The organism is Pseudarthrobacter sp. J47 (assembly GCF_049810315.1).
In the GTDB taxonomy this organism is placed as follows: domain Bacteria; phylum Actinomycetota; class Actinomycetes; order Actinomycetales; family Micrococcaceae; genus Arthrobacter.
In genome coordinates, this window is record NZ_CP187358.1 from 2,187,655 (window position 1) to 2,207,937 (window position 20,283).

The window sequence follows — 20,283 nt, forward strand, 5'->3', positions numbered from 1 at the left end:
GATTTACACACGTTTTGTCCTATAACCTCAAGGACTATCCAACCCCGCCCGGCTGCACGTCCCCTTTTGCGCCGGCTTGGATCAACGAGATGGTGCGCCGGCAGGGCACCGGTTAGGAAGCAACGAAAAAAGGGAACCATCCTGATCGGATGGTTCCCTTTTTCTCCTGGTGGAGCTGAGGGGACTCGAACCCCTGACCCCCTGCATGCCATGCAGGTGCGCTACCAGCTGCGCCACAGCCCCGGAAATGCCGGATATTGAACCGGATTCCTCCGGAGCAACTCGAATATCTTAGAACAGCATTTCCGAAAATTCCAAATCCGGCATATTCACCGGCACGGCGGCTGGTTAGAGTGCATCTTCGGACGCTGCGGGCTTCGCCGAGGCGTCGTCGCCGAGCTGCAGGTCCACCACGGGGCAGTCCTTCCACAGGCGTTCAAGGGCATAGAACACGCGGTCTTCTTCGTGCTGGACGTGGATGATGATGTCCGAGTAGTCCAGCAGCACCCAGCGGCCGCCGGACCGGCCTTCGCGGCGAACGGGCTGGCGCTTGAGCTTGCCCAGTTCTTCCTCGATGCCGTCCACAATGGCGTTGACCTGGCGTTCACTGGGCGCAGAGGCGATCAGGAAGATGTCCGTCAGGGCCATCCGTTCGCTGACGTCGAGCGCCACGATGTCCTGGGCGATCTTGTCTGCCGCCGCCCTCGCTGCGTGGCGGGCTAACTCTACGGATGAATCGATTGCAGTCACTGGACTCCTTGTTGGTTTTGAAGCTAAGAAAAATGGTGCGGGCGCTGATTAGCGCGACATTCCGCTGATGATCAGGATGACTCCGGCCACGAGGGCCAGGACACCGAAGGCGAGGACACCGTACTGGACGTACTTGGAACGCTGGGCACGGGCGAGTCCTGCAGTTGCCGCGTCCAGCGGATCCAGCCCGTAGGCCGAACTCGCGGCGATGGGGGCCTGCTCTTCAAAGAACTGCTCCGCGGGAGAATCCACCTCAGGCGCCGCGGCAACCGGTGCCCTGCCTGCGGGACGTTCAGCTGCCCGTGCCGCAGCTTCTGCCCGGGCGATCACCCAGGAGCGTCCGCTTCCGGATTCAGGGTTTTCGACCTCCGACGGCGGCAACTTAGGCCGGGGTTGTGTCACCACCGGGACATATGAGGTGGCCGGCGGTTTCATCACGGGCCGGTCCACGCCGGGTACCTTCACGAATTCCAGGGGTGTGACCATTCCCAGATTGCTTGCCTCGGCGGGATCAGAGGGCCGCGTCGCTGCCGGGACGGACTCGGTCACCTGGGGCTGGCTGTTGGTCCTCCGGTTGATGAGGGCGGCGCGCTCGGCGAGGGCCTGCTGCTCCTTCAGGATCCGGGGATCTACGGCCTCGGGGTCGGCGCCCTGGGAGTTGTCCATCCGCGCCAGGTGGTTCTTGGCCTGCTCCGCGATTTCAGCACGGGCTGCCAGGGCCTGTTCCACGGTCATGCTGTCGGCGTCTGCAGTGGAGTCCGCACTGGAGCCCGGGCGGGAATCCGCGGCGGGTGCCGGCACTAGGGGAACTGCCGCCGTCGAGCCTTGCTCCTGCAGTTGCCTCAGCCGCATTTGGCGGCGCGTGGGAGGTCCGCTGCTGAAGTCCGGCTCTTCCCTGTCCGCCTGTTCCTTCATGGCGCGAAGGGCGGCGCGGTCCCGGGCCCGGATCTGCGACGACCGCTCGCCGCCGCTTTCGGGTACGGAATCCACGGGACCGGTGGAAACCCGGCGGACCCGGTCCGTCCGCGGCCCGGTGTTGTGCTGCTGCCGGGGTGTCAGGCCGGATTCGGGCGCGGCCTCGGCACGGAGCTGGCGCAATTCGCGACGGCTCCGCAGTGGTGGCTGTTCCTGACTCATAAAAAACTCATTCAGTGCTGGCGGATTCGGAGGATGTTGCTGGGTCCTGGTCACTGGCTGCGTGCTCCCCCGCATACAGCCCGTACTTGGCGATGTACTGCACTACTCCGTCCGGCACCAGGTACCAGACCGGATTGTTCTCCGCGACCCGGGCGCGGCAGTCGGTGGAGGAAATGGCCATGGCCGGAACTTCAAGGAGGCTGACGTCTTTCCGGCCCATTCCGTCCAGGACATGCCCGGGCCGGGTAACTCCCACGAAGTGGGCCAGGGACCAGAGTTCGTCGATGTCTTTCCAGGACAGAATCTGTGCCAGGGCGTCAGCGCCGGTGATGAAGTACAGGTCCGCATCAGGGCGCTGCCTGCGGAGGTCCCGCAGCGTATCAATGGTGTAGGTGGGTCCGGGACGGTCGATATCGACCCGGCTCACCGTGAAACGCGGGTTGGATGCCGTGGCAATCACCGTCATGAGGTAACGGTGTTCAACGGCACTGACCCGTTTGTGCGACTTCTGCCATGGCTGCCCGGTTGGGACGAAGACAACCTCGTCCAGGCCGAACTTTGCGGCCACCTCACTGGCGGCGACGAGGTGCCCGTGGTGGATGGGATCGAAGGTCCCGCCCATCACGCCCAGCCTCAACCGGCCCGTTCCGCTGCCTTTGGGAAGCACTATGGGAACGTTCAGTGTCCCTGGCCGTGATCGTGCTTGTTGGGGTGCTGGCGGTGCGGGTCATTGTGTTCCTCGACGGCGGCGTGGCGGTTGCCGAGGTTGGAGTAGGACCAGGTGATGGCCAGCAGGACCAGCATGAAAGCGAACATGACGATCCCGAAGACCAGCGGGTCTGCCCACAGCGGGGCGAGTTCCTCGTGTTCGGCCTCGCTCGCGGCGGCAACGGTCATGGCGATCTGCTGGAGCAGCATGTTCTCCCCTAATGTTCAAGGAATTTTCGACGGCGGATGGTTCAGCCGTTCCGGACTTCTGTTCTATATTAGCCCTACCGGCCGCCAACTCGGGCTCCGCCCGGGTTGGGCACCCCGCCGGAGTGGGCCCGTTTACTGCTGCCGCTACCCGCGGACCTGGCCCTCGCCCTGTACGATCCACTTGGTGGTGGTGAGCTCGGTCAGGCCCATGGGGCCACGGGCGTGCAGCTTCTGTGTGGAGATGCCGACTTCCGCACCCAGGCCAAGTTCGCCGCCGTCGGTAAACCGGGTGGAGGCGTTCACGATCACTGCAGCGGAGTCCACCTCCGCGATGAACCGTTCGGCATTGGCAAGGTTATTGGTGATGATCGCTTCGGTGTGGCCGGTGGTCCAGCGGCGGATGTGGCTGACGGCGTCATCCAGGCTGTCCACCATGGCGACGGCGATGTCCAGGTCCATGTACTCGGTGCCCCAGTCGGTGTCCGTGGCATCTTCGGCGCCCACACCGGCGGGAAGGTTTTCCCGGACCCGCTGGTCAACGTGGAGCGTAACGCCCGCTTTGGCCAAGGCCTTGGCGACGGCGGGAAGCACCGTGGACTGCGAGTGCACCAGCAGCGTCTCCACGGTGTTGCACACGCTGGGCCGCTGCGTCTTGGCGTTCAGGAGGATCTCCACAGCCATATCTTCGTTGGCTGATTCATCGAGGAAGATATGGACGTTGCCTTCGCCGGTCTCGATCACGGGAACCGCCGAATTGGTGACGACGGTCTGGATCAGCTCGCGGCCGCCCCGGGGAATCAGGACGTCAACCTTGCCGCGGGCCCGCATCAGGACGTTCGCGCCCTCCCTGCCGTATTGGTCAACGGTCTGGACGGCGTCCGCGGGCAGGCCGACTGAGTCCAGGGCGTTGCGCAGGACGTGCACCAGGGCCTCGTTGGTGGCTGCCGCCGCCGTTCCGCCGCGCAGGATTACGGCGTTGCCGCTCTTCAGGGCAAGCCCGGCGATGTCCACTGTGACGTTGGGGCGGGCTTCGTAGATGGCCGCAACTACACCCATGGGCACATTAACCTGCCGCAGGCGCAACCCGTTGGGAAGGGTCTGGCCGCGGACCACGTTGCCCACGGGATCGGGAAGGTTGGCCAGGTTCTCCAGGGCGGAAACCAGCCCGTCGATCCGGGCGTCCGTGAGCGTCAGCCGGTCCAGCATGGCCGCCGAGGTGCCGTTGGCCTTGCCGGCGCTGACGTCCTGGGCGTTGGCGCGAAGAATTGCCGCCTTGTTTTCCAGGAGTGCCTTGCCCATGGCGCGGAGTCCGCGGTCTTTCCACGCCCGGTTGGCACGGGCCATGGGGCGCGACGCCTTACGGGCACGCTCCGCCACGGCGTGGACTGCGGCCTCAATTCCTGCAGCATCCAGTGGCGCGCGTTCCGGAGCAGTAGCGTCCACGGCGGGCCCGCCGGACACTGCGGCGTCGGAAATGGCAGCTTCGTGGTGGGTCAATGCCTCAGTCATTCTTCAAGTTTAGGCGAGCCGGGCGCTCAGAGGAGCACGAGGTCATCAACATGAACAACTTCGCGGTCATATCCCCTGCCCAGCGCCTTGGCAAGTTCCCTGGTGGACCGGCCCAGCATCTGCGGCAGTTCACCGGCAGCGTAGTTAACCAGCCCACGGGCAATGACTGTTCCGTCAGGGCCTGCCATCTCTACGGCGTCGCCGGCTTCGAAGTCGCCTGACACTCCGGAAATCCCGGCGGGCAGCAGCGAGGTGTGGCGGTCGCGCACTGCCTTGACGGCCCCGGCGTCGAGCACCAACCGGCCGTGGATCGAGGCCAGGTGGGCAAGCCACAGGAGGCGGACCGGCTTCCGGGCGCCATTGACGGTGAACCAGGTGCCAACGTCCTCGCCGGCCAGGGCCTTGCCTGCGTTGGCGGTGGACGTCACCAGGGCATGGATGCCTGATCCGGCGGCGATTGTTGCAGCCTCGACCTTGGTCATCATGCCGCCGGTGCCTACGCCGGCCTTCCCTGCCGCACCAATGGAAACACCTTCGAGGTGCTCCGGCCCGGCAACCAGCGGGATCCTGCTGGCACCCTTGGACGGCGGACCGTCGTAAAGGGCATCGACGTCGGAGAGCAGCACCAGCGCGTCGGCGCGTACCAGGTGGGCCACCAGTGCGGCCAGGCGGTCGTTGTCTCCGAAGCGGATTTCGTGCGTGGCAACGGTGTCGTTCTCGTTGACCACCGGGACCACGCCAAGGTTCAGGAGCCGGTCCAGGGCCCTGAGCGCGTTGGTGTGCTGGCTGCGGCGCATCAGGTCATCAGCCGTGAGCAGGACCTGGCTGACCGTCACGCCGTGCGCACCGAAAGCGTGGGTGTAGCGGGCCATCAGGAGGCCCTGCCCAACACTGGCGGCTGCCTGCTGCGTTGCCAGGTCCCGGGGCCGCTTGGCAAGGCCCAGCGGCGCGAGTCCGGCGGCGATGGCGCCGGAGGAGACCAGGATGATTTCCGTACCGGCGTTGCGCTTATGGGCCAGGGCATCCGCAAGCGCCGTCAGAGCTTCTTCGGAAATGCCGCCCTTGATGCTGGTCAGCGACGACGAACCGACCTTAACCACAATCCGGCGTGCAGCAGCCAGCACACTGCGGTCTACCGCGGCGTGCTGGCTGGCCAGGGCAGGGCTAGGCATCGTCTTCCGAGGCCAGTCCGCTCTCTTTGAGCGGCTGGTTGGCGGAGCGTCGCTTGCTGACTGATTCGGTCCAGATCCCGGCCTTGCGCTCTGCCTCGAGCTCGGCCCGGGCTGCTGCCTTGGCATCCTTGCGCTCCTGCTGCTCTTCGCGCTTCTGGCCGCGGGTGGGGCGGTCGCCGATGTCCGCGAAACGGATGTCGGTGCCACGCGGCGAGGCCAGCAGTTCGGCGCCGCCCATCATGGTGGGCTCCCAGTCGAAGACCACGCCGTCGTCCTCGCCGATGACCACGGCGTCTCCGGGCTTGGCGCCCTGTTTGAAGAGTTCGGTCTCCACACCGAGCTTGGCCAGCCTGTCCGCGAGGTAGCCAATGGCTTCCTCGTTGGTAAAGTCTGTCTGCTTGACCCAGCGGACCGGCTTTTCACCAATCACGCGGAACAGCGGTTCCAGGTTCTGCTCTTCACGGCGGATGCGGAAGCCTGCAGCGTTGACGGCGCGCGGGCGGATCACCTGTGGCTGGACCTTGGGCGGTGCGGCCGCGAGGTTCTCGCGGGCAGCCTTGACGATTTCCGCCATGGCGAAGCCAAGCTGGCGCAGGCCCTCATGGCTGGTGGCCGAGACTTCGAAGACACGGTAGCCGCGGGCCTCCAGGTCCGGGCGGACAAATTCGGCCATGTCGCGGCCGTCAGGGAGGTCCACCTTGTTCAGGGCGACCAACCGGGGACGGTGGTTCAGGGGAACCACTTCGCCGTCGGTGCCGGCGTAGCTCATGTCAACGGCGTACTTTTCAAGTTCCGCCTCGATGATGGCCAGGTCAGCCAGCGGGTCCCGGTCCGATTCCAGGGTGCCGCAGTCAAGGACGTGCACCAGGGCGGCGCACCGCTCCACGTGGCGCAGGAAGTTGTGGCCCAGGCCCTTGCCCTCGCTGGCACCTTCGATGAGCCCGGGAACGTCGGCAATGGTGAAGCGGACGTCGCCGGCCTGCACCACACCAAGGTTGGGGACGAGCGTGGTGAACGGGTAGTCGGCGATCTTGGGCCGGGCAGCGGACATGGCGGCGACCAGGCTGGACTTGCCTGCTGACGGGAAGCCCACCAGGGCGATGTCCGCGATGGACTTCAGTTCCAGGATGATGTCGCTGGATTCGCCTTCGATGCCCAGCAGCGCAAAGCCGGGGGCGCGGCGCTTCTGCGAGGACAGCGCGGCGTTGCCGAGCCCGCCGATGCCGCCGGCGGCTGCAACGTACTCCATGCCCGGGCTCACGAGGTCAGCCAGGACGGTGCCGTCCTTGGCCTTGACCACAGTGCCTTCCGGAACAGGAAGAATAAGGGTTTCACCGTTCTTGCCGCCGCGCCAGTCGCCCATGCCGGGTCCGCCGTTGGTGGCATGCCGGTGGGGTGCGTGGTGGTAGTCCAGCAGGGTGGTGGTCTGCGGGTCAACGCGGAGGATGACGTCTCCGCCGTTGCCGCCGTTACCGCCGTCCGGGCCGCCCAGCGGCTTGAACTTTTCACGGTGTACAGAGACACACCCATGACCGCCGGTACCGCCGGATACGTGCAGTACTACCCGGTCTACAAAGCTGGCCACGTGGATCTCCTCTTGCTGTTTCCGGACGTCAGGAACGCCAAGATGATTGTAATGCGGTTAAAAGAACAGTGGAGCGGACCATTGGTCCGCTCCACCGCTTCAGAACTGGTTGTTACTCTGCAGCTGCAGCAGCAACGATGTTGACGACGCGACGACCGCGGCGGGTGCCGAATTCAACGGCGCCCGGGGTCAGTGCGAACAGGGTGTCGTCGCCGCCACGGCCTACGCCTGCACCCGGGTGGAAGTGGGTGCCGCGCTGGCGGACGATGATCTCGCCTGCGGAAACAACCTGGCCGCCGAAGCGCTTTACGCCGAGGTACTGGGCGTTGGAGTCACGACCGTTGCGAGTGGAGCTCGCGCCTTTTTTATGTGCCATTTGATATGCCTGCCTTAAGAACTCTGAGAATCTGAGGGGAAACCTGAACGAGTAACCGAAGTTACTTGATGCCGGTGATCTTGACCTTGGTCAGTTCCTGACGGTGACCCTGGCGCTTCTTGTAACCGGTCTTGTTCTTGAACTTCTGGATGACGATCTTGGGACCACGGAGGTCTTCCAGGATCTCAGCCGTAACAGTTACCTTGGCAAGGTCCGCAGCTGCGGTGGTGACCTTGTCACCATCCACCAGAAGGAGTGCGGGCAGCGAAATCGTGCTGCCGGCTCCACCGGGGACGCGGTTCATGGTAACGAAGTCTCCAACGGAAACCTTCTCTTGGCGGCCACCTGCGCGGACAATCGCGTACACTGGGGAACTCACTTCTCTCGACGTCATTACTAAATTTGCGTGCGGAACCTGGACTCAAAGTGGTCGGCTCCCGCTGTGCCTCAACGCCGTGGATTCCCCGGGGGAACCCGTGAGCTATTACCTGGACTTGCCGTGCGGCTGGTTCAGGGAGTCATAACCCAAGTGTTGGCGTAAGCACCGAAGATCCAGTTTACGCTAAATCTGGCTCCGGCCGCAAATGAGGCTGGTCTCCGGCCTGCACCGGGGGGATCTCAAGGGATCCCGCCGGAACTTCCGGAACCGTGCCTGACCATCTTACCCGCAGCTGAACAGCAAACCGTGCCATGCTCAGGCAAACCGGCGCGGCGCGTCGAAGAAGTCGACCTCGAACTGGCATGACTGCGTGAAGGCTTCGAGCATCGCTGTGCGCTCTCCCTCGGATCCGGTCCGCCCCGCGGTGTCCGCAATGGCGATTGCCTGGCGCGTAGCCTCCGCGAAGGCCTCGTCGGCATAGGTGCGCAGCCATTCGGCATAGGGGTGGCCGGCCGGGGAGCCTTCCGCCACGAACCGGCTGTACAGCTGCTCCCCCACTTCGGCGTACAGCCAGAAGCAGGGCAGCACTGCGGCGACCAGGACGGCATAGCTGCCTCCGGCCGAGGATGCCAGGAGGTGGTCCACATAACTCTTGGTCACCGGCCCCTGGGCAGTAACCGGCGCGCGGCCGGCCAGCCAGGTCCTGTGCAGCTCAGATTCGACTTCGAGGCAACTCACTGCGGAACGGGCCCAGAACCGCTGCTCATCCTCCGTGGGCGCAAGGGCGCTTGCCCGTGCCAGGACGCGGGAGTAGCCGTTCAGGTACAGGGAATCCTGCCCCAGGTAGTACGCAAAGTGTTCCTCCGTCAGGTCCCCCGAGCCGAGGTCCCTGATGAAGTCCAACGCGTAGATGCCATCCAGGTACGGTCCGGCCTCGCGCCAAAGGAGGTCCGAGAAGTCGCCCGGCATGTCATTGGCTGATCCGTCCGGGCCCGCCGGGACAAGGTGGTGGAAATGATGAACAGGCCCTTTGCCCTGCCCGACGCCGAGGCTTCCGCCGCCCGCCAGCGCACCCTCCAGCCAGGGTTTTGCCACCGCCAAAGCTTCCTCCCAGCTGCCAAGACGGGCCTTCACCGTTGCCATGGCCGAAGAGAGCGAGCATCCCGTGCCGTGGCTGTTGGTGGTGGCGATCCGCGGTCCCATGAACTCCACCACCTCGGCGGAGAGCAGCCCGGAAGTGTTGACGAGGGCATCCGGGCAAGCATCGCCGTCGAGGTGCCCGCCCTTGACCAGGACCGTGGCCCCGCTGAGCGTGGAAAGCCGCTTGCCCTGCTCCAGGGCGGCCGGCCAGTCCGCCGCGGGTTCTTCACCCAGCAGGATGGCCAGCTCAGCAAGGTTGGGCGTCACCAGGTCCGCCAGCGGCAGTAGGCCCACCAGTGCTGCTTCAGCTTGTTCCTTCAGCAGCCGGTCGCCACTGGTGGCCACCATCACGGGGTCAAGGACCACGACGGCGGGGCGGACCGTGCGGAGCCACTCACCGACGACGGCAATCACCTCGCCATCGCCCAGCATGCCGATTTTCAGGGCGTCGATGGTGATGTCATCGCTGATGGCCTCCAACTGCCTGGCGAGGAATGAAGCAGGGGGAACGTGGATGTCCTGGACGCCGAGCGTGTTCTGCGCCGTCAGCGCCGTAATGGCAGCCATGCCGTAGCCGCCGTGGGCGGCAATGCTTTTCAAGTCGGCCTGGATGCCGGCGCCGCCGGACGGGTCCGAGCCGGCAATGGACAGGACCCGGGGCGTGGTCCGCCTGACCGCTTCCGCGGCAACAGCTGCAGCAGGCGAGGCAGCGCCGGCGTCAAAAGGGGCCGCAGGGGTGGTGGAAGGTACAGGCAGTACGGATGACGACGTCATATGGACATCCCTTCGCCGGTGTTAACCGGGCAGGTTCAACGGGTCTTATCTCAGCCGGCTCCGATGCCTGGCACCCCGTGTCAGGAATACAGCCTAGCGCAGACGGCAAAGGGCCCGGTTCCGGCGGATTATGACCGTCGGAACCGGGCCCCTGACTCACGCGTGTACTTGCAGCTCCTGCTACAGCTCAGATGCCGGAACGCCCACTCCCAGGATGATGGGTTCGGAGACCGTGGCCTTGCCGGCAGGCGCTGCAGCCGCGGGAGCGGGCGCCTTGGCCTGGTGGCTGTGCGAACCAGCGGCCGCGGGAGCCGGGACGTGCTGCTCAACACTGGTTTCGTTCGCAGCACCCTGTGCGCGGCTGGCGCTGCGCTGGCGGCGCGGCCGGCGGGCAGGCGACGTTTCAGCAGCGGGCGACCCAACCGGAGTGTTCCTTACCTGCGGTGCAGCATTGCCGGCGGCAGGTGCCTTCTCCTCAACGGGCTCCCCCAGGTGGGCAAAGGCTTCCGCAAGGCGGTCCAGGGTGAGCTTGGGCTGCTGCGGCGTTTCCTCCGCGTGGGCGACGGACGGCAGCGCCACCTTTTCGCCGCCGAACGTCAGCACTGCGGCCGGAGCCTGCGGCGCGGCGGTCCCGGACGTGGGCTCCGGAGAGCCCGTTTCACGGAGGCCGGTTTCGCGGACGCCGGATTCCCGGGATGCTGTTTCCCGTGATGCTGCGGCCGGAACCGCGGCCGGTTGAGCGTGGGCAACGGCAGGCGCACCCGCGGCTGGAGCGGGAACCGCATGTTCGCCTTCGTGAAGATGCGCGGCATGTGCTGCCGCGGCGATGTTGGCCAGTGCGGCCCGGGTTGCCTCGGCCTTTGCGTGCCGTTCGGCGTCGTTCGGCTCAGACTGCACCGTGTGCACCACGGCGGCCGGTGCAGGCGTCTCCAACTGCTGGCCTCCACGACCGCGGCGGCGTTTGCGCTCGCCCCGGGCCGGCTGCTGCGCCTCAGTGCGGGCAGCCTCGTTGCCCCGCTGGTTGTCGCTGCGGAAGGCATGGTGGTCAGCGGCCACGGCGTTGGCGCGGCGGTGCTCAACGGGTTCGTCGTGGGTGACCACGCCGCGCCCTGCGCAGACCTCACACTGCTCACCGAAGACTTCCAGCAGCCCGGTACCCATGCGCTTGCGGGTCATCTGGACCAGGCCAAGCGACGTGACCTCGGCAACCTGGTGCTTGGTGCGGTCCCGGCCCAGGCACTCCACCAGGCGGCGGAGGACCAGGTCCCGGTTTGATTCGAGGACCATGTCGATGAAGTCGATGACGATGATGCCGCCGATGTCCCGCAGCCGCAGCTGGCGGACCACTTCCTCGGCAGCTTCGAGGTTGTTCTTGGTGACCGTTTCTTCGAGGTTTCCGCCGCTGCCCGTGAACTTGCCCGTATTGACGTCAACAACCGTCATGGCTTCGGTGCGGTCGATGACCAGCGAGCCGCCCGAGGGCAGGAACACCTTGCGGTCCAGCGCCTTGGAAATCTGTTCGTCGATCCGCCAGGCGGAGAAGATGTCCTGGTCCGAGGTCCACTTTTCCAGGCGGCCCACCAGGTCCGGCGCAACATAGGTGACGTAGGCCTCGATGGTGTCCCAGGCTTCCTCACCGGAGACGATCAACTTGGAGAAGTCCTCGTTGAAGACGTCACGGACCACCTTGATGGTGAGGTCAGGTTCGCCGTAGAGCAGTTCAGGGGCCAGCACCTTGGTGGACTTGGACTGGCCTTCGATGCCCTCCCACTGGGCGCGGAGGCGGTTGATGTCGTGCGTCAGTTCCTCTTCCGAGGCGCCTTCGGCCGCGGTACGGACGATCACGCCGGCGTTTTCCGGCAGCCGGTCCTTGAGGATCCGCTTGAGGCGGTTGCGTTCGACGTCCGGCAGCTTGCGGGAGATGCCGGTCATGGAGCCGCCGGGCACGTACACAAGGTAGCGGCCGGGCAGCGAGATCTGGCTGGTCAGCCGCGCGCCCTTATGGCCCACGGGGTCCTTCGTGACCTGGACCAGGACGGTGTCCCCGGACTTCAGCGCGTTTTCAATCCGGCGCTGCTTGCCTTCGAGATTAACTGCTTCCCAGTTGACTTCGCCGGCGTACAGCACAGCATTGCGGCCGCGTCCGATGTCCACGAAGGCAGCTTCCATGGACGGCAGCACGTTCTGGACCTTGCCCAGGTAAACGTTGCCGATCAGGGAGTCCTGCTGGGTCTTGGACACAAAGTGCTCGGCCAGCACGCCGTCCTCGAGGACGCCGATCTGGATTCTGTCGTCGCGCTGGCGGACGATCATCTGGCGGTCCACGGACTCACGGCGGGCCAGGAACTCGGCCTCGGTGATGACGGTGCGGCGGCGGCCGGTATCGCGCGATTCGCGGCGGCGCTGCTTCTTGGCCTCCAGGCGGGTGGAGCCCTTGACGCTGGTGACCCGGTTGCTGGCAGGTGCCTCGCTGACGGCGCGTGGCGCACGGACGCGGGTAACGGTGTTGGGCGGGTCGTCGTCCTCTCCGCCGGTGAGTTCGAGGTCCTGGTCTCCACGACGGCGGCGGCGGCGACGGCGCGAGGTCACGCCGTCCTCGGCCGGAGCTTCTTCACCTTCGATGCCATCCTCGGCATCTTCGTCAGCCGACCCGGCGTCTTCATCGCGATCGGCGCGGCCACGGCTGCGACGGCCACGGCTGCGACGGCGACGGCGGTTGCCTGCGTCGTCCCCGGTGGCCTCGTCCTCGTCTTCGTCCTGGTCCTCGGCCTCGTCCTCTACGGGCGCCGGGCGTGCGACGGTGCTGAGGTCGGGGGCCTGGAAAAGCACCGACGCGGGGGCGGGCTCCAGGAACAGTGACGTAAAGGGATTCGCGGGAGCCTCCGCAGCAGGTGCCGACGCAACAGCAGGTTCTTCAGCCGGTGCATCCTGGGCAGGTGCTTCCTGGACCGGGGCGGCCGCAGCAGGTTCGCCCTCCGCAGTGGCAGGCGCAGGCACGTCAGCAGGTTCGGCGACCACAACATCCGCGGCCGGAGCCGGAGCCGCAGCCTTTCGGGTTGCTGCCCGACGGCGTCGTACAGGTTTCTCTGGGACTTCAGCAACGGCGTCAGAAGCGGCCTCAGCCACAGCATCAGCCGGCGCCGGAGCTTCCGCTGCCGGCGCTTCTTCGGGGGCCGGCACGGCCGTTTCCGCTGCGGCTGCCTCGTCCGCCACGGCCTTACGGCGCGGGGCGCGGGTACGGCGGGCAGGCGCCTTGGCTGCCGGAGCGGCGTCCGCGGAAGGCTCGACGGCGGCAGCTGCGGTGGCTGCCTCGGCTGCGGTGTCCGGATCGCCTGCCTCCGGAGGAGCAACTGCGTCCGCGGTTTGCGCCTTGGGGGCGGCCTTCTTCCGGGTCCGCGTGGCCTTCTTGGGGGCTTCCTCAGTCTGAGCGGAAGCCGCTTCGTCGTTAACGGCTACTACCTGGTCATTATCCATATGTGGCAACACTCCTGCCCCTGACGTACCGCCACATCCGGCACCCATTGGGGCACATATTGTCAAAACCCGCAGGCGTTGACAGAAGTCAATTGAATGCTCCCAGGTTCGCACCGGCAGTGGGGTGCGGCAGCCCGTGAGAGCCGGCGACTGTGCCGTTGAACCCGTTGTTCAACCGGTATCTACAACCGGCCACAACAGGTGCCTTCCAATGGCATTGCAAGGCGCCGGGATCGGAGGATCCGCGGGCTGCCAGCCCATCATTGGCGGTCTTGGAGACCAGTCACCGGACCGGAGCCCGAATGTGGATCGGCCTCCAGCCACGTTCATTCTCTCACACCGCCGCCATTTCAGGGGTAGGCGCGTTCGTCAAAGCTGGGACCCGCACCCAGCAGGCGGCGCTACAATCGGCGAAGGAGCACCCGAACTAAGGACGCCGAATATTCATGTCTCAGACCATTCCTTCCGGTCGGCCCACGGAGAACGCACCCGCAGGATCAACATCCGCCGGTGACGCGCGCACCGGCCTGGCTGCCGGAGCTTCGTTGCCTTCCCAGGCCCGGAACAAGAACTTCGCCTGGCTGCTGGTGATTACCGGCGTCGTAGGTTGGCTTGCCTCAGGTGCGCTGGTCCTGGAGAAGCTGGAAATGCTCAAGGACCCGAACCACGTCACCGTCTGCGACGTCAATCCGTGGGTGTCCTGCGGCAAGGTCATGGAGAGCTGGCAGAGCTCAGCTTTCGGCTTCCCCAACATGTTCATCGGCATTGTGGCGTTCGCCGTCATCATCACCACCGGCATGGCGATGCTGGCCGGCGCCACCTTTGCACGCTGGTACTGGCTGGGACTGCAGGCCGGCGTCACCCTGGGCTTTGCCTTTGTGGTGTGGCTGTGGTCGCAGGCCCTTTACGACATCGGCGTCCTCTGCCCGTTCTGCATGGTGGTGTGGGCGGCGATGATCCCGCTCTTCGTCTGGGTGACCATCCGCAACATCACGGCCGGTGTCATCCCGCTGCCGGCCAGGGCAACGAAGGTCCTGGGCGATTCCGGCTGGATCATCGTGGCCCTGCTGTACGTCGCCGTGACCGCCTCCATCTTCTTCGCGTTCATCCACGTCTTCGCCGGGACGTCCGGCTACTGAGTCCAGCCACGCCCGCCGAGATGACAGAAAAGGCCAATGTTCGCGATGAACATTGGCCTTTCCTGTCACCTCGTTGAGGCTTAGAACCAGATCTTGATCTCACGCTCGGCGGACTCCGGGGAATCGGAGCCGTGCACCAGGTTCTGCTGGACCTTCAGGCCCCAGTCGCGGCCGAAGTCGCCACGGATGGTACCCGGCGCTGCGGTGGTGGGATCGGTGGTGCCTGCCAGCGAGCGGAAGCCCTCAATGACCCGGTGGCCTTCGAAGATCGCGGCGACGACGGGGCCGCTGAGCATGAATTCCACCAGCGGCTCGTAGAACGGCTTGCCCACGTGCTCCTCGTAGTGCTGCTCCAGGAGTTCGCGGGTGGCGTCCACCTTCTTCAGTTCGGCCAGGGTGTACCCCTTTGCCTCGATCCGGCCGAGGATGGCGCCGGTGAGGTTACGGGTCACGCCGTCGGGCTTGATCAGTACCAGGGTGCGTTCAGTGGTCACAACTGCTCCAATGCATCAGGTGGGTTTTGGTCGTTATTCCGCAGGACATTCTATGGTGCGGCGGGCGGAGGCTCCGGATGGTTGGCCTCCCACTCAGCCTGTTCGCGGGCCCGCTGGTCCGCTTCCCTGTCGATCCGGGCGCCGGTGCGCAGCCCGTACCACCAGGCAAGGGCGAACAGGATCCCGACGACGAACATGGTGGGTTCCACAATGCCGGTGAGGATCAGGACCAGCTGCAGGACCCAGCCGGCCTTCAGCCCCCAGGGCCTGGAAAGCACGGCGCAGGCGAACACCAGGACCAGGCTCAGCAGGATTCCCACGGACAGGATGATGGCGGGCGGGAACTCTCCACGCCTCAATCCAAAGACCGCCAGCGTGGCGAAGAAGGCCACAAAGGCCTCCAGCAGCAGGACCGTGGAAGCGAACATGATCTTGGTGGACCGGCGCTTCCTGGGCATCCCCGGGCGCCATTCACGCTGCGCTTTGGTCAGCCTTGCCATCGCCTTAGGCCTCCGTCTTTCCGAGCAGGATCCGCGCTTCGGCCACCAGCGTGATGGAACCCGTCACCAGCACGCCGCCGGCGAGGTCATCGTTTGCTTCGGAACGTTCCACGGCCCATTCCAGGGCGTCATCGAGCTTCTCGGCAATGTGGACATTCTCCTCGCCAAAGCCCATTTCGACTGCCAGTTCCGCAAGTTCGGCGGCAGGCACGGCGCGCGGCGAGTTGGACTGCGTGAAGCAGTACTCCTCGGCCAGGCCGCCCAACGATTCCTTCAGCTGGCGAAGGATCTCCTCGGCGTCCTTTTCCTTCAGGACACCCACCACCGGAACCAGCCGGGTGAAGCTGAAGGCTTCCTCGATCGCTTCGGCGGATGCCTTGATGCCATCCGGGTTGTGGGCCGCGTCCACAATGATCGTTGGTGCGGTCCTGACGACTTCCAGGCGGCCGGGAGAGGTGACGCTCGCGAAGGCCTCCTGGAGAACCTCCGCGTCGAGTTCCTTTTCGCCGCCGAAGAACGCTTCAAGTGCCGCAACGGCGACGGCGGCATTCTGCGCCTGGTGTGCACCATGCAGCGGAACCAGCAGTTCCGGGTAGCGGCCGGCGATTCCCTGGATGGTGACCACCTGCCCGCCCACGGCAACGGTACGTGATTCGACGCCGAATTCCACCCCTTCGAAGCGGAACGGCACGTCAACCTCGCGGGCCTTCTCCAGCAGCACCTGCGCCGCGTCCACCGGCTGCGCAGCGCTCACCAGATAGCCGCCGGCCTTGATGATGCCGGCCTTCTCGTAGGCGATGTCCTCGGTGGTGTCGCCCAGCAGGTCGGTGTGGTCCAGGGAGATCGGCGTGATGACGGAAACCAATCCGTCACCCACGTTGGTGGCGTCGGTGATGCCACCCAGGCCCACCTCGATGACCGCGACGTTGACGGGCTGGTCGGCGAAGACAGCAAAGCCCAGGATGGTGAGGCACTCGAAGTACGTCAGGCGGGGCTCGCCGTCGGCCTCGAGTTCGGCGTCCACGATCTGCAGGTACGGGCGGATCTCGTCCCAGATGCGGACGAATGTCTCATCCGGCACCGGGTGCCCGTCAATGCTGATGCGCTCGGTGACCTTGCTCAGGTGCGGGCTGGTGTAGCGGCCCGTGCTCAGTCCGTGCGCACGCAGCCCGGCCTCGATCATCCGCGCCGTTGAGGTCTTGCCGTTGGTGCCGGTGACGTGGATGATCGGGAACGCCTTGTTCGGCTCCCCCAATACGTCCATGGCACGGAACAGCGGAGCCAGGCGCGGCTCCATCTTGTTTTCCGGCGCACGGCCCAGGAGCTCGGCGTAGACGCTCTCTACGGAGAATTCGTCAGTCATGGTTCAGGCCTCCACTTTTTCGACGACGACGGCCGGCTCGTCCAGCTCCGCCGGTTCAGCGTCAAGCACCAGGGTCAGGGTTTCGGCCTTGACCAGTTCGGCGTTGGCGAGCAGCGCGTCCACAATGTTCGGCGCGGCCTTGACAGTAGTGCGGATCCGGTCGCTGACGTTCAGTCCGGCGTCCTTGCGGGCCTGCTGGATGGCCCGGACCATGTCGCGCGCCGTTCCTTCGGCTTCCAGTTCCGGCGTGACCTCGGTGTTGAGCACCACGAAGCCGCCACCGGGCAGGACTGCCACGGCCTTGCTGGCGGCAGCACCGCCGTCGGCCGCTTCTGCCACAACCGTCTCCAGCGTGTATTCATGCGGTTCCAGTTCAAGCCCGCCGGCGGTCACAACGCCGGAATCGGACACGGACCAGTCGCCGGACTTGGAGCCCTTGATGGCCAGCTGGACGTTCTTGCCGAGGCGCGGGCCGGCGGCGCGGGCGTTGACCACCAGTTTCTGCTGGATGCCGAACTCCTCCGGCGAGGCCGTGGCGGCGTCAAGAAGGCGGACAGAGCGGAGGTTCAGTTCATCAGCGACGACGGCGGCAAAGCCTTCCAGCGCATCTGCACCGGGTGCCACCACTGTCAGTTCCTGCAGGGGCAGGCGGACGCGGAGGTTTGCGGCCTTACGCAGCGACGAACCGGTGGAGCAGATCTGCTGGACGCGGTCCATGGCCTCAACGAGGTCCGGGTTGGACGGGAACAGGGAGGCGTCCGGCCAGTCGGCAAGGTGCACCGAGCGGCCCCCGGTGAGCCCGCGCCAGATTTCCTCGGTGACCAGCGGCAGCAGCGAAGCCGCAGCCCGGCAGACGGTCTCGAGAGCCGTGTAAAGGGCGTCGAACGCGTCAGTGCTCTCATCGAAGAAGCGCTGGCGGCTCCGGCGGACATACCAGTTGGTGAGCATGTCCAGGTAGCTGCGCAGGGCATCACAGGCACCGGAGATGTCGTACTCGTCCATCCGCTCCGTGATGGTGCGGACAAGGTCGCCGGTGTTGGCCAGCAGGTACTGATCCAGGGTGTCGCTGTACCCGTCGTAGCGCAGTTTGGCGTCGTACCCTTGACCACCGTTGGCGGCGTTCGTGTACAGCGTGAAGAAGCTGTACACGTTCCACAGCGGCAGGATGACCTGGCGGACGCCGTCGCGGATGCCTTGCTCGGTCACCACCAGGTTTCCGCCGCGGAGGATGGGGCTGGCCATGAGGAACCAGCGCATGGCATCTGAGCCGTCGCGGTCCAGGACCTCGGAGACGTCCGGGTAGTTGCGCAGGCTCTTGGACATTTTCTGCCCGTCCGAGCCCAGCACAATGCCGTGGCTGATGACGTTGCGGAACGCCGGCCGGTCAAACAGCGCGGTGGAGAGGATGTGCAGCATGTAGAACCAGCCGCGCGTCTGGCCGATGTACTCCACGATGAAGTCCGCCGGGTTGTGGGAGTTGAACCAGTCCTCGTTCTGGAACGGGTAGTGCACCTGGCCGTACGGCATGGAACCGGAATCGAACCAGACGTCCAGGACGTCCTCGACGCGGCGCATCACGGACTGGCCTTCTTCGGGCGTCCGGGGATCGTCCGGGTTGGGGCGGGTGAGCTCGTCAATGAACGGGCGGTGCAGGTCAACCTGACCGTCGTTGTTCAGCGGCAGGCGGCCAAAGTCGGCCTCGATCTCCGCCAGCGAACCGTACACGTCCGTGCGCGGGTACTCCGGGTCCGTGGACTGCCACACGGGGATGGGGCTGCCCCAATACCTGTTGCGGCTGATGGACCAGTCGCGGGCGTTGGCCAGCCACTTGCCGAACTGCCCGTCCTTGACGTTGCCGGGGATCCAGTTGATCTCCTGGTTGAGCTCGGACATCCGGTCTTTGAACTTGGTCACTTCCACGTACCAGGAGGAAACGGCACGGTAGATCAGGGGGTTGCGGCAGCGCCAGCAGTGCGGGTAGCTGTGCTCGTAGCTCGCCTGGCGCACCAGCCGGCCCTGCGCGCGCAGCACCTGGGTGATGGGCTTGTTGGCTTCGAAGACCTGCAGGCCTACGATGTCGTGCAGGTCGCCGTGGGCGAACAGCGGCAGGAACTTTGCGCCCTCGTCAACGGAAAGGACAACCGGGATTCCGGCTTCCTCGCAGACCTTCTGGTCCTCTTCACCGTAGGCGGGTGCCTGGTGGACCAGGCCGGTGCCGTCCGTGGTGGTGACGTACTCCGCCAGCAGGATCCGCCAGGCGTTCTCGGTGCCGTACTTTTCGGCGTCGGCGAAGTCGTCCCAGAGCGGCTCATATTCGAGTCCCTCAAGTTCGGTGCCTGTGTAAGTGGCGGTCACGGCGGCCTGCGCGGCAGCACCGTCGTCGTATCCCAGATCCTTGGCGTAGGAGCCCACCAGGTCCGCCGCCAGCAGGAAGCTGCCCTCAACCGGGGCATCCGGGGAAGCGGCCTTGATGCCGTTGGGGCCGGCCGGCAGCACTGCGTAGGAGATGGCGGGGCCGACGGCGAGCGCGGCGTTGGTGGGCAGCGTCCATGGCGTGGTGGTCCAGGCGAGCGCCTGCACGCCTTCGAGCGCCTTGGACAGTTCCGACTCGCCCGCCTTGAGGGGGAACGTGACAGTTACCGTCTGGTCCTGGCGGTTCTTGTAGACGTCGTCGTCCATGCGCAGTTCATGGTTGGACAGCGGGGTCTCGTCCTTCCAGCAATACGGCAGGACGCGGTAGCCGTTGTAGGTGAGGCCCTTCTCGTGGAGCTGCTTGAACGCCCACAGCACCGATTCCATGTATTCGACGTTGAGGGTCTTGTAGTCGTTCTCGAAGTCCACCCAGCGCGCCTGGCGGTTGACGTAGTCCTTCCATTCCCCCGCGTACTTCATCACCGAGGCGCGGCAGGCGTCATTGAACTTGTCGATGCCCATGGCCTCGATCTGGGTTTTGTCCGTCATGCCCAGCTGCTTCATGGCTTCCAGCTCAGCGGGCAGGCCGTGGGTGTCCCAGCCGAAGCGGCGCTCCACGCGCTTGCCGCGCTGCGTCTGGTAGCGGGCCACCAGGTCCTTGGCGTACCCGGTCAGCAGGTGGCCGTAGTGCGGCAGGCCGTTGGCGAAGGGAGGGCCGTCGTAGAAGACGAATTCGTTGCTGCCGGGGGCGCCGCCGGGCAGTTCAGCCGGGCGCTGGTCAATGCTTGCCTGGAACGTGCCGTCTTCGTCCCAGTACTTGAGGATCCGTTCCTCGATCTCCGGAAACCTCACGGAGGCGGATACACCTGTGGTGGCACCATTGGCGGCTGAAGCCTTGGGGTAATACGTCATTCTCATCATCCTGGGTTGAGCGGCTGATCGCCACAGCACATGCAGTGACGGTTCGTTCAGGATGCGAGGACGGTCCATGCCATGCCCGGGGGCGTGGGACGTACCGCGGTACCACCTCACTTGCCGACGGCGGGACGGAGCCTTCGTGCGAAAGTCCTGTCCGGCGTCTGCCGCTCATTACTGCTGTGACGGGCTTACCCGTCCGGTTCTACTTGCGTCCACACGCATAACACGATGGTGCGGGCGGTT

16 protein-coding genes, 1 tRNA gene, 1 pseudogene and 1 riboswitch are annotated in these 20,283 nt (G+C 65.5%); of the genes and pseudogenes, 2 read left to right on the forward strand and 16 right to left on the reverse strand.

Translation table 11 applies throughout. From position 1 onward, the window contains the following. Positions 1-26: 26 nt before the first annotated feature. A pseudogene (locus ACPJW8_RS09960) lies at positions 27-116 on the forward strand (DNA alkylation repair protein); the annotation flags it as partial. A gap of 51 nt (positions 117-167) precedes the next feature. Here ACPJW8_RS09960 and ACPJW8_RS09965 read toward each other — a convergent pair. From ACPJW8_RS09965 to ACPJW8_RS10020, 12 genes are all read right to left on the reverse strand, one after another. Then, positions 168-243: transfer RNA gene (locus tag ACPJW8_RS09965), tRNA-Ala, on the reverse strand. Between the two features lie 105 nt (positions 244-348). Next, positions 349-750, reverse strand: a complete 402-nt coding sequence (rsfS, locus tag ACPJW8_RS09970; RefSeq protein ID WP_330188458.1) for a ribosome silencing factor — start codon at positions 748-750, stop codon at positions 349-351. A gap of 48 nt (positions 751-798) precedes the next feature. Beyond that, on the reverse strand, positions 799-1,887 hold the full coding sequence (locus ACPJW8_RS09975; protein ID WP_330194243.1) for a hypothetical protein: 1,089 nt from the start codon (positions 1,885-1,887) through the stop codon (positions 799-801). A 7-nt stretch (positions 1,888-1,894) separates the two neighbouring features. Then, entirely contained in the window at positions 1,895-2,509 is a 615-nt protein-coding gene (nadD, locus tag ACPJW8_RS09980) for a nicotinate-nucleotide adenylyltransferase (RefSeq protein ID WP_425256474.1), read from the reverse strand. 56 nt (positions 2,510-2,565) lie between these two features. Next, positions 2,566-2,805: a hypothetical protein gene (locus ACPJW8_RS09985; protein WP_330188461.1), complete on the reverse strand. Its 240-nt coding sequence runs from the start codon at positions 2,803-2,805 to the stop codon at positions 2,566-2,568. 144 nt (positions 2,806-2,949) lie between these two features. Continuing rightward, entirely contained in the window at positions 2,950-4,314 is a 1,365-nt protein-coding gene (locus ACPJW8_RS09990) for a glutamate-5-semialdehyde dehydrogenase (protein ID WP_330188462.1), read from the reverse strand. A gap of 26 nt (positions 4,315-4,340) precedes the next feature. Beyond that, on the reverse strand, positions 4,341-5,486 hold the full coding sequence (gene proB / locus ACPJW8_RS09995; RefSeq protein WP_330188463.1) for a glutamate 5-kinase: 1,146 nt from the start codon (positions 5,484-5,486) through the stop codon (positions 4,341-4,343). After that, positions 5,479-7,071: a GTPase ObgE gene (gene obgE, locus ACPJW8_RS10000; protein WP_330188464.1), complete on the reverse strand. Its 1,593-nt coding sequence runs from the start codon at positions 7,069-7,071 to the stop codon at positions 5,479-5,481. The genes proB and obgE overlap by 8 nt, the downstream gene beginning before the upstream one ends. Before the next feature lie 112 nt (positions 7,072-7,183). Continuing rightward, positions 7,184-7,447, reverse strand: coding sequence for a 50S ribosomal protein L27 (gene rpmA / locus ACPJW8_RS10005; RefSeq protein WP_009372867.1), 264 nt, complete (start codon positions 7,445-7,447; stop codon positions 7,184-7,186). Between the two features lie 61 nt (positions 7,448-7,508). Further along, the gene (gene rplU, locus ACPJW8_RS10010) at positions 7,509-7,841 is read right to left on the reverse strand and encodes a 50S ribosomal protein L21 (RefSeq protein WP_330188465.1); all 333 of its coding nucleotides are present in this window, start codon (positions 7,839-7,841) and stop codon (positions 7,509-7,511) included. Between the two features lie 300 nt (positions 7,842-8,141). Beyond that, a complete protein-coding gene (locus ACPJW8_RS10015) occupies positions 8,142-9,740 on the reverse strand; it encodes a bifunctional hydroxymethylpyrimidine kinase/phosphomethylpyrimidine kinase (RefSeq protein ID WP_330188466.1) in 1,599 nt (532 codons plus the stop codon). After that, positions 9,731-9,828: riboswitch (TPP riboswitch) on the reverse strand. Its footprint overlaps the gene before it by 10 nt. Before the next feature lie 92 nt (positions 9,829-9,920). Beyond that, entirely contained in the window at positions 9,921-13,214 is a 3,294-nt protein-coding gene (locus ACPJW8_RS10020) for an Rne/Rng family ribonuclease (protein ID WP_330188467.1), read from the reverse strand. Between the two features lie 446 nt (positions 13,215-13,660). On the opposite strand from ACPJW8_RS10020, the gene ACPJW8_RS10025 reads away from it, so the two are divergent. Continuing rightward, positions 13,661-14,353, forward strand: a complete 693-nt coding sequence (locus ACPJW8_RS10025; protein ID WP_330188468.1) for a vitamin K epoxide reductase family protein — start codon at positions 13,661-13,663, stop codon at positions 14,351-14,353. Positions 14,354-14,433: 80 nt separating this feature from the next. On the opposite strand, the gene ndk is transcribed toward ACPJW8_RS10025, so the two are convergent. From ndk to ileS, 4 genes are read right to left on the reverse strand one after another with little or no spacing between them, the layout of a single operon-like run. Next, positions 14,434-14,847, reverse strand: coding sequence for a nucleoside-diphosphate kinase (gene ndk, locus ACPJW8_RS10030; protein WP_330188469.1), 414 nt, complete (start codon positions 14,845-14,847; stop codon positions 14,434-14,436). A gap of 50 nt (positions 14,848-14,897) precedes the next feature. After that, entirely contained in the window at positions 14,898-15,347 is a 450-nt protein-coding gene (locus tag ACPJW8_RS10035) for a DUF4233 domain-containing protein (protein ID WP_330188470.1), read from the reverse strand. A 4-nt stretch (positions 15,348-15,351) separates the two neighbouring features. Beyond that, on the reverse strand, positions 15,352-16,710 hold the full coding sequence (locus tag ACPJW8_RS10040) for a folylpolyglutamate synthase/dihydrofolate synthase family protein (protein WP_330188471.1): 1,359 nt from the start codon (positions 16,708-16,710) through the stop codon (positions 15,352-15,354). A gap of 3 nt (positions 16,711-16,713) precedes the next feature. Then, positions 16,714-20,034, reverse strand: coding sequence for an isoleucine--tRNA ligase (gene ileS / locus ACPJW8_RS10045; RefSeq protein ID WP_330188472.1), 3,321 nt, complete (start codon positions 20,032-20,034; stop codon positions 16,714-16,716). Positions 20,035-20,283: the final 249 nt, after the last annotated feature.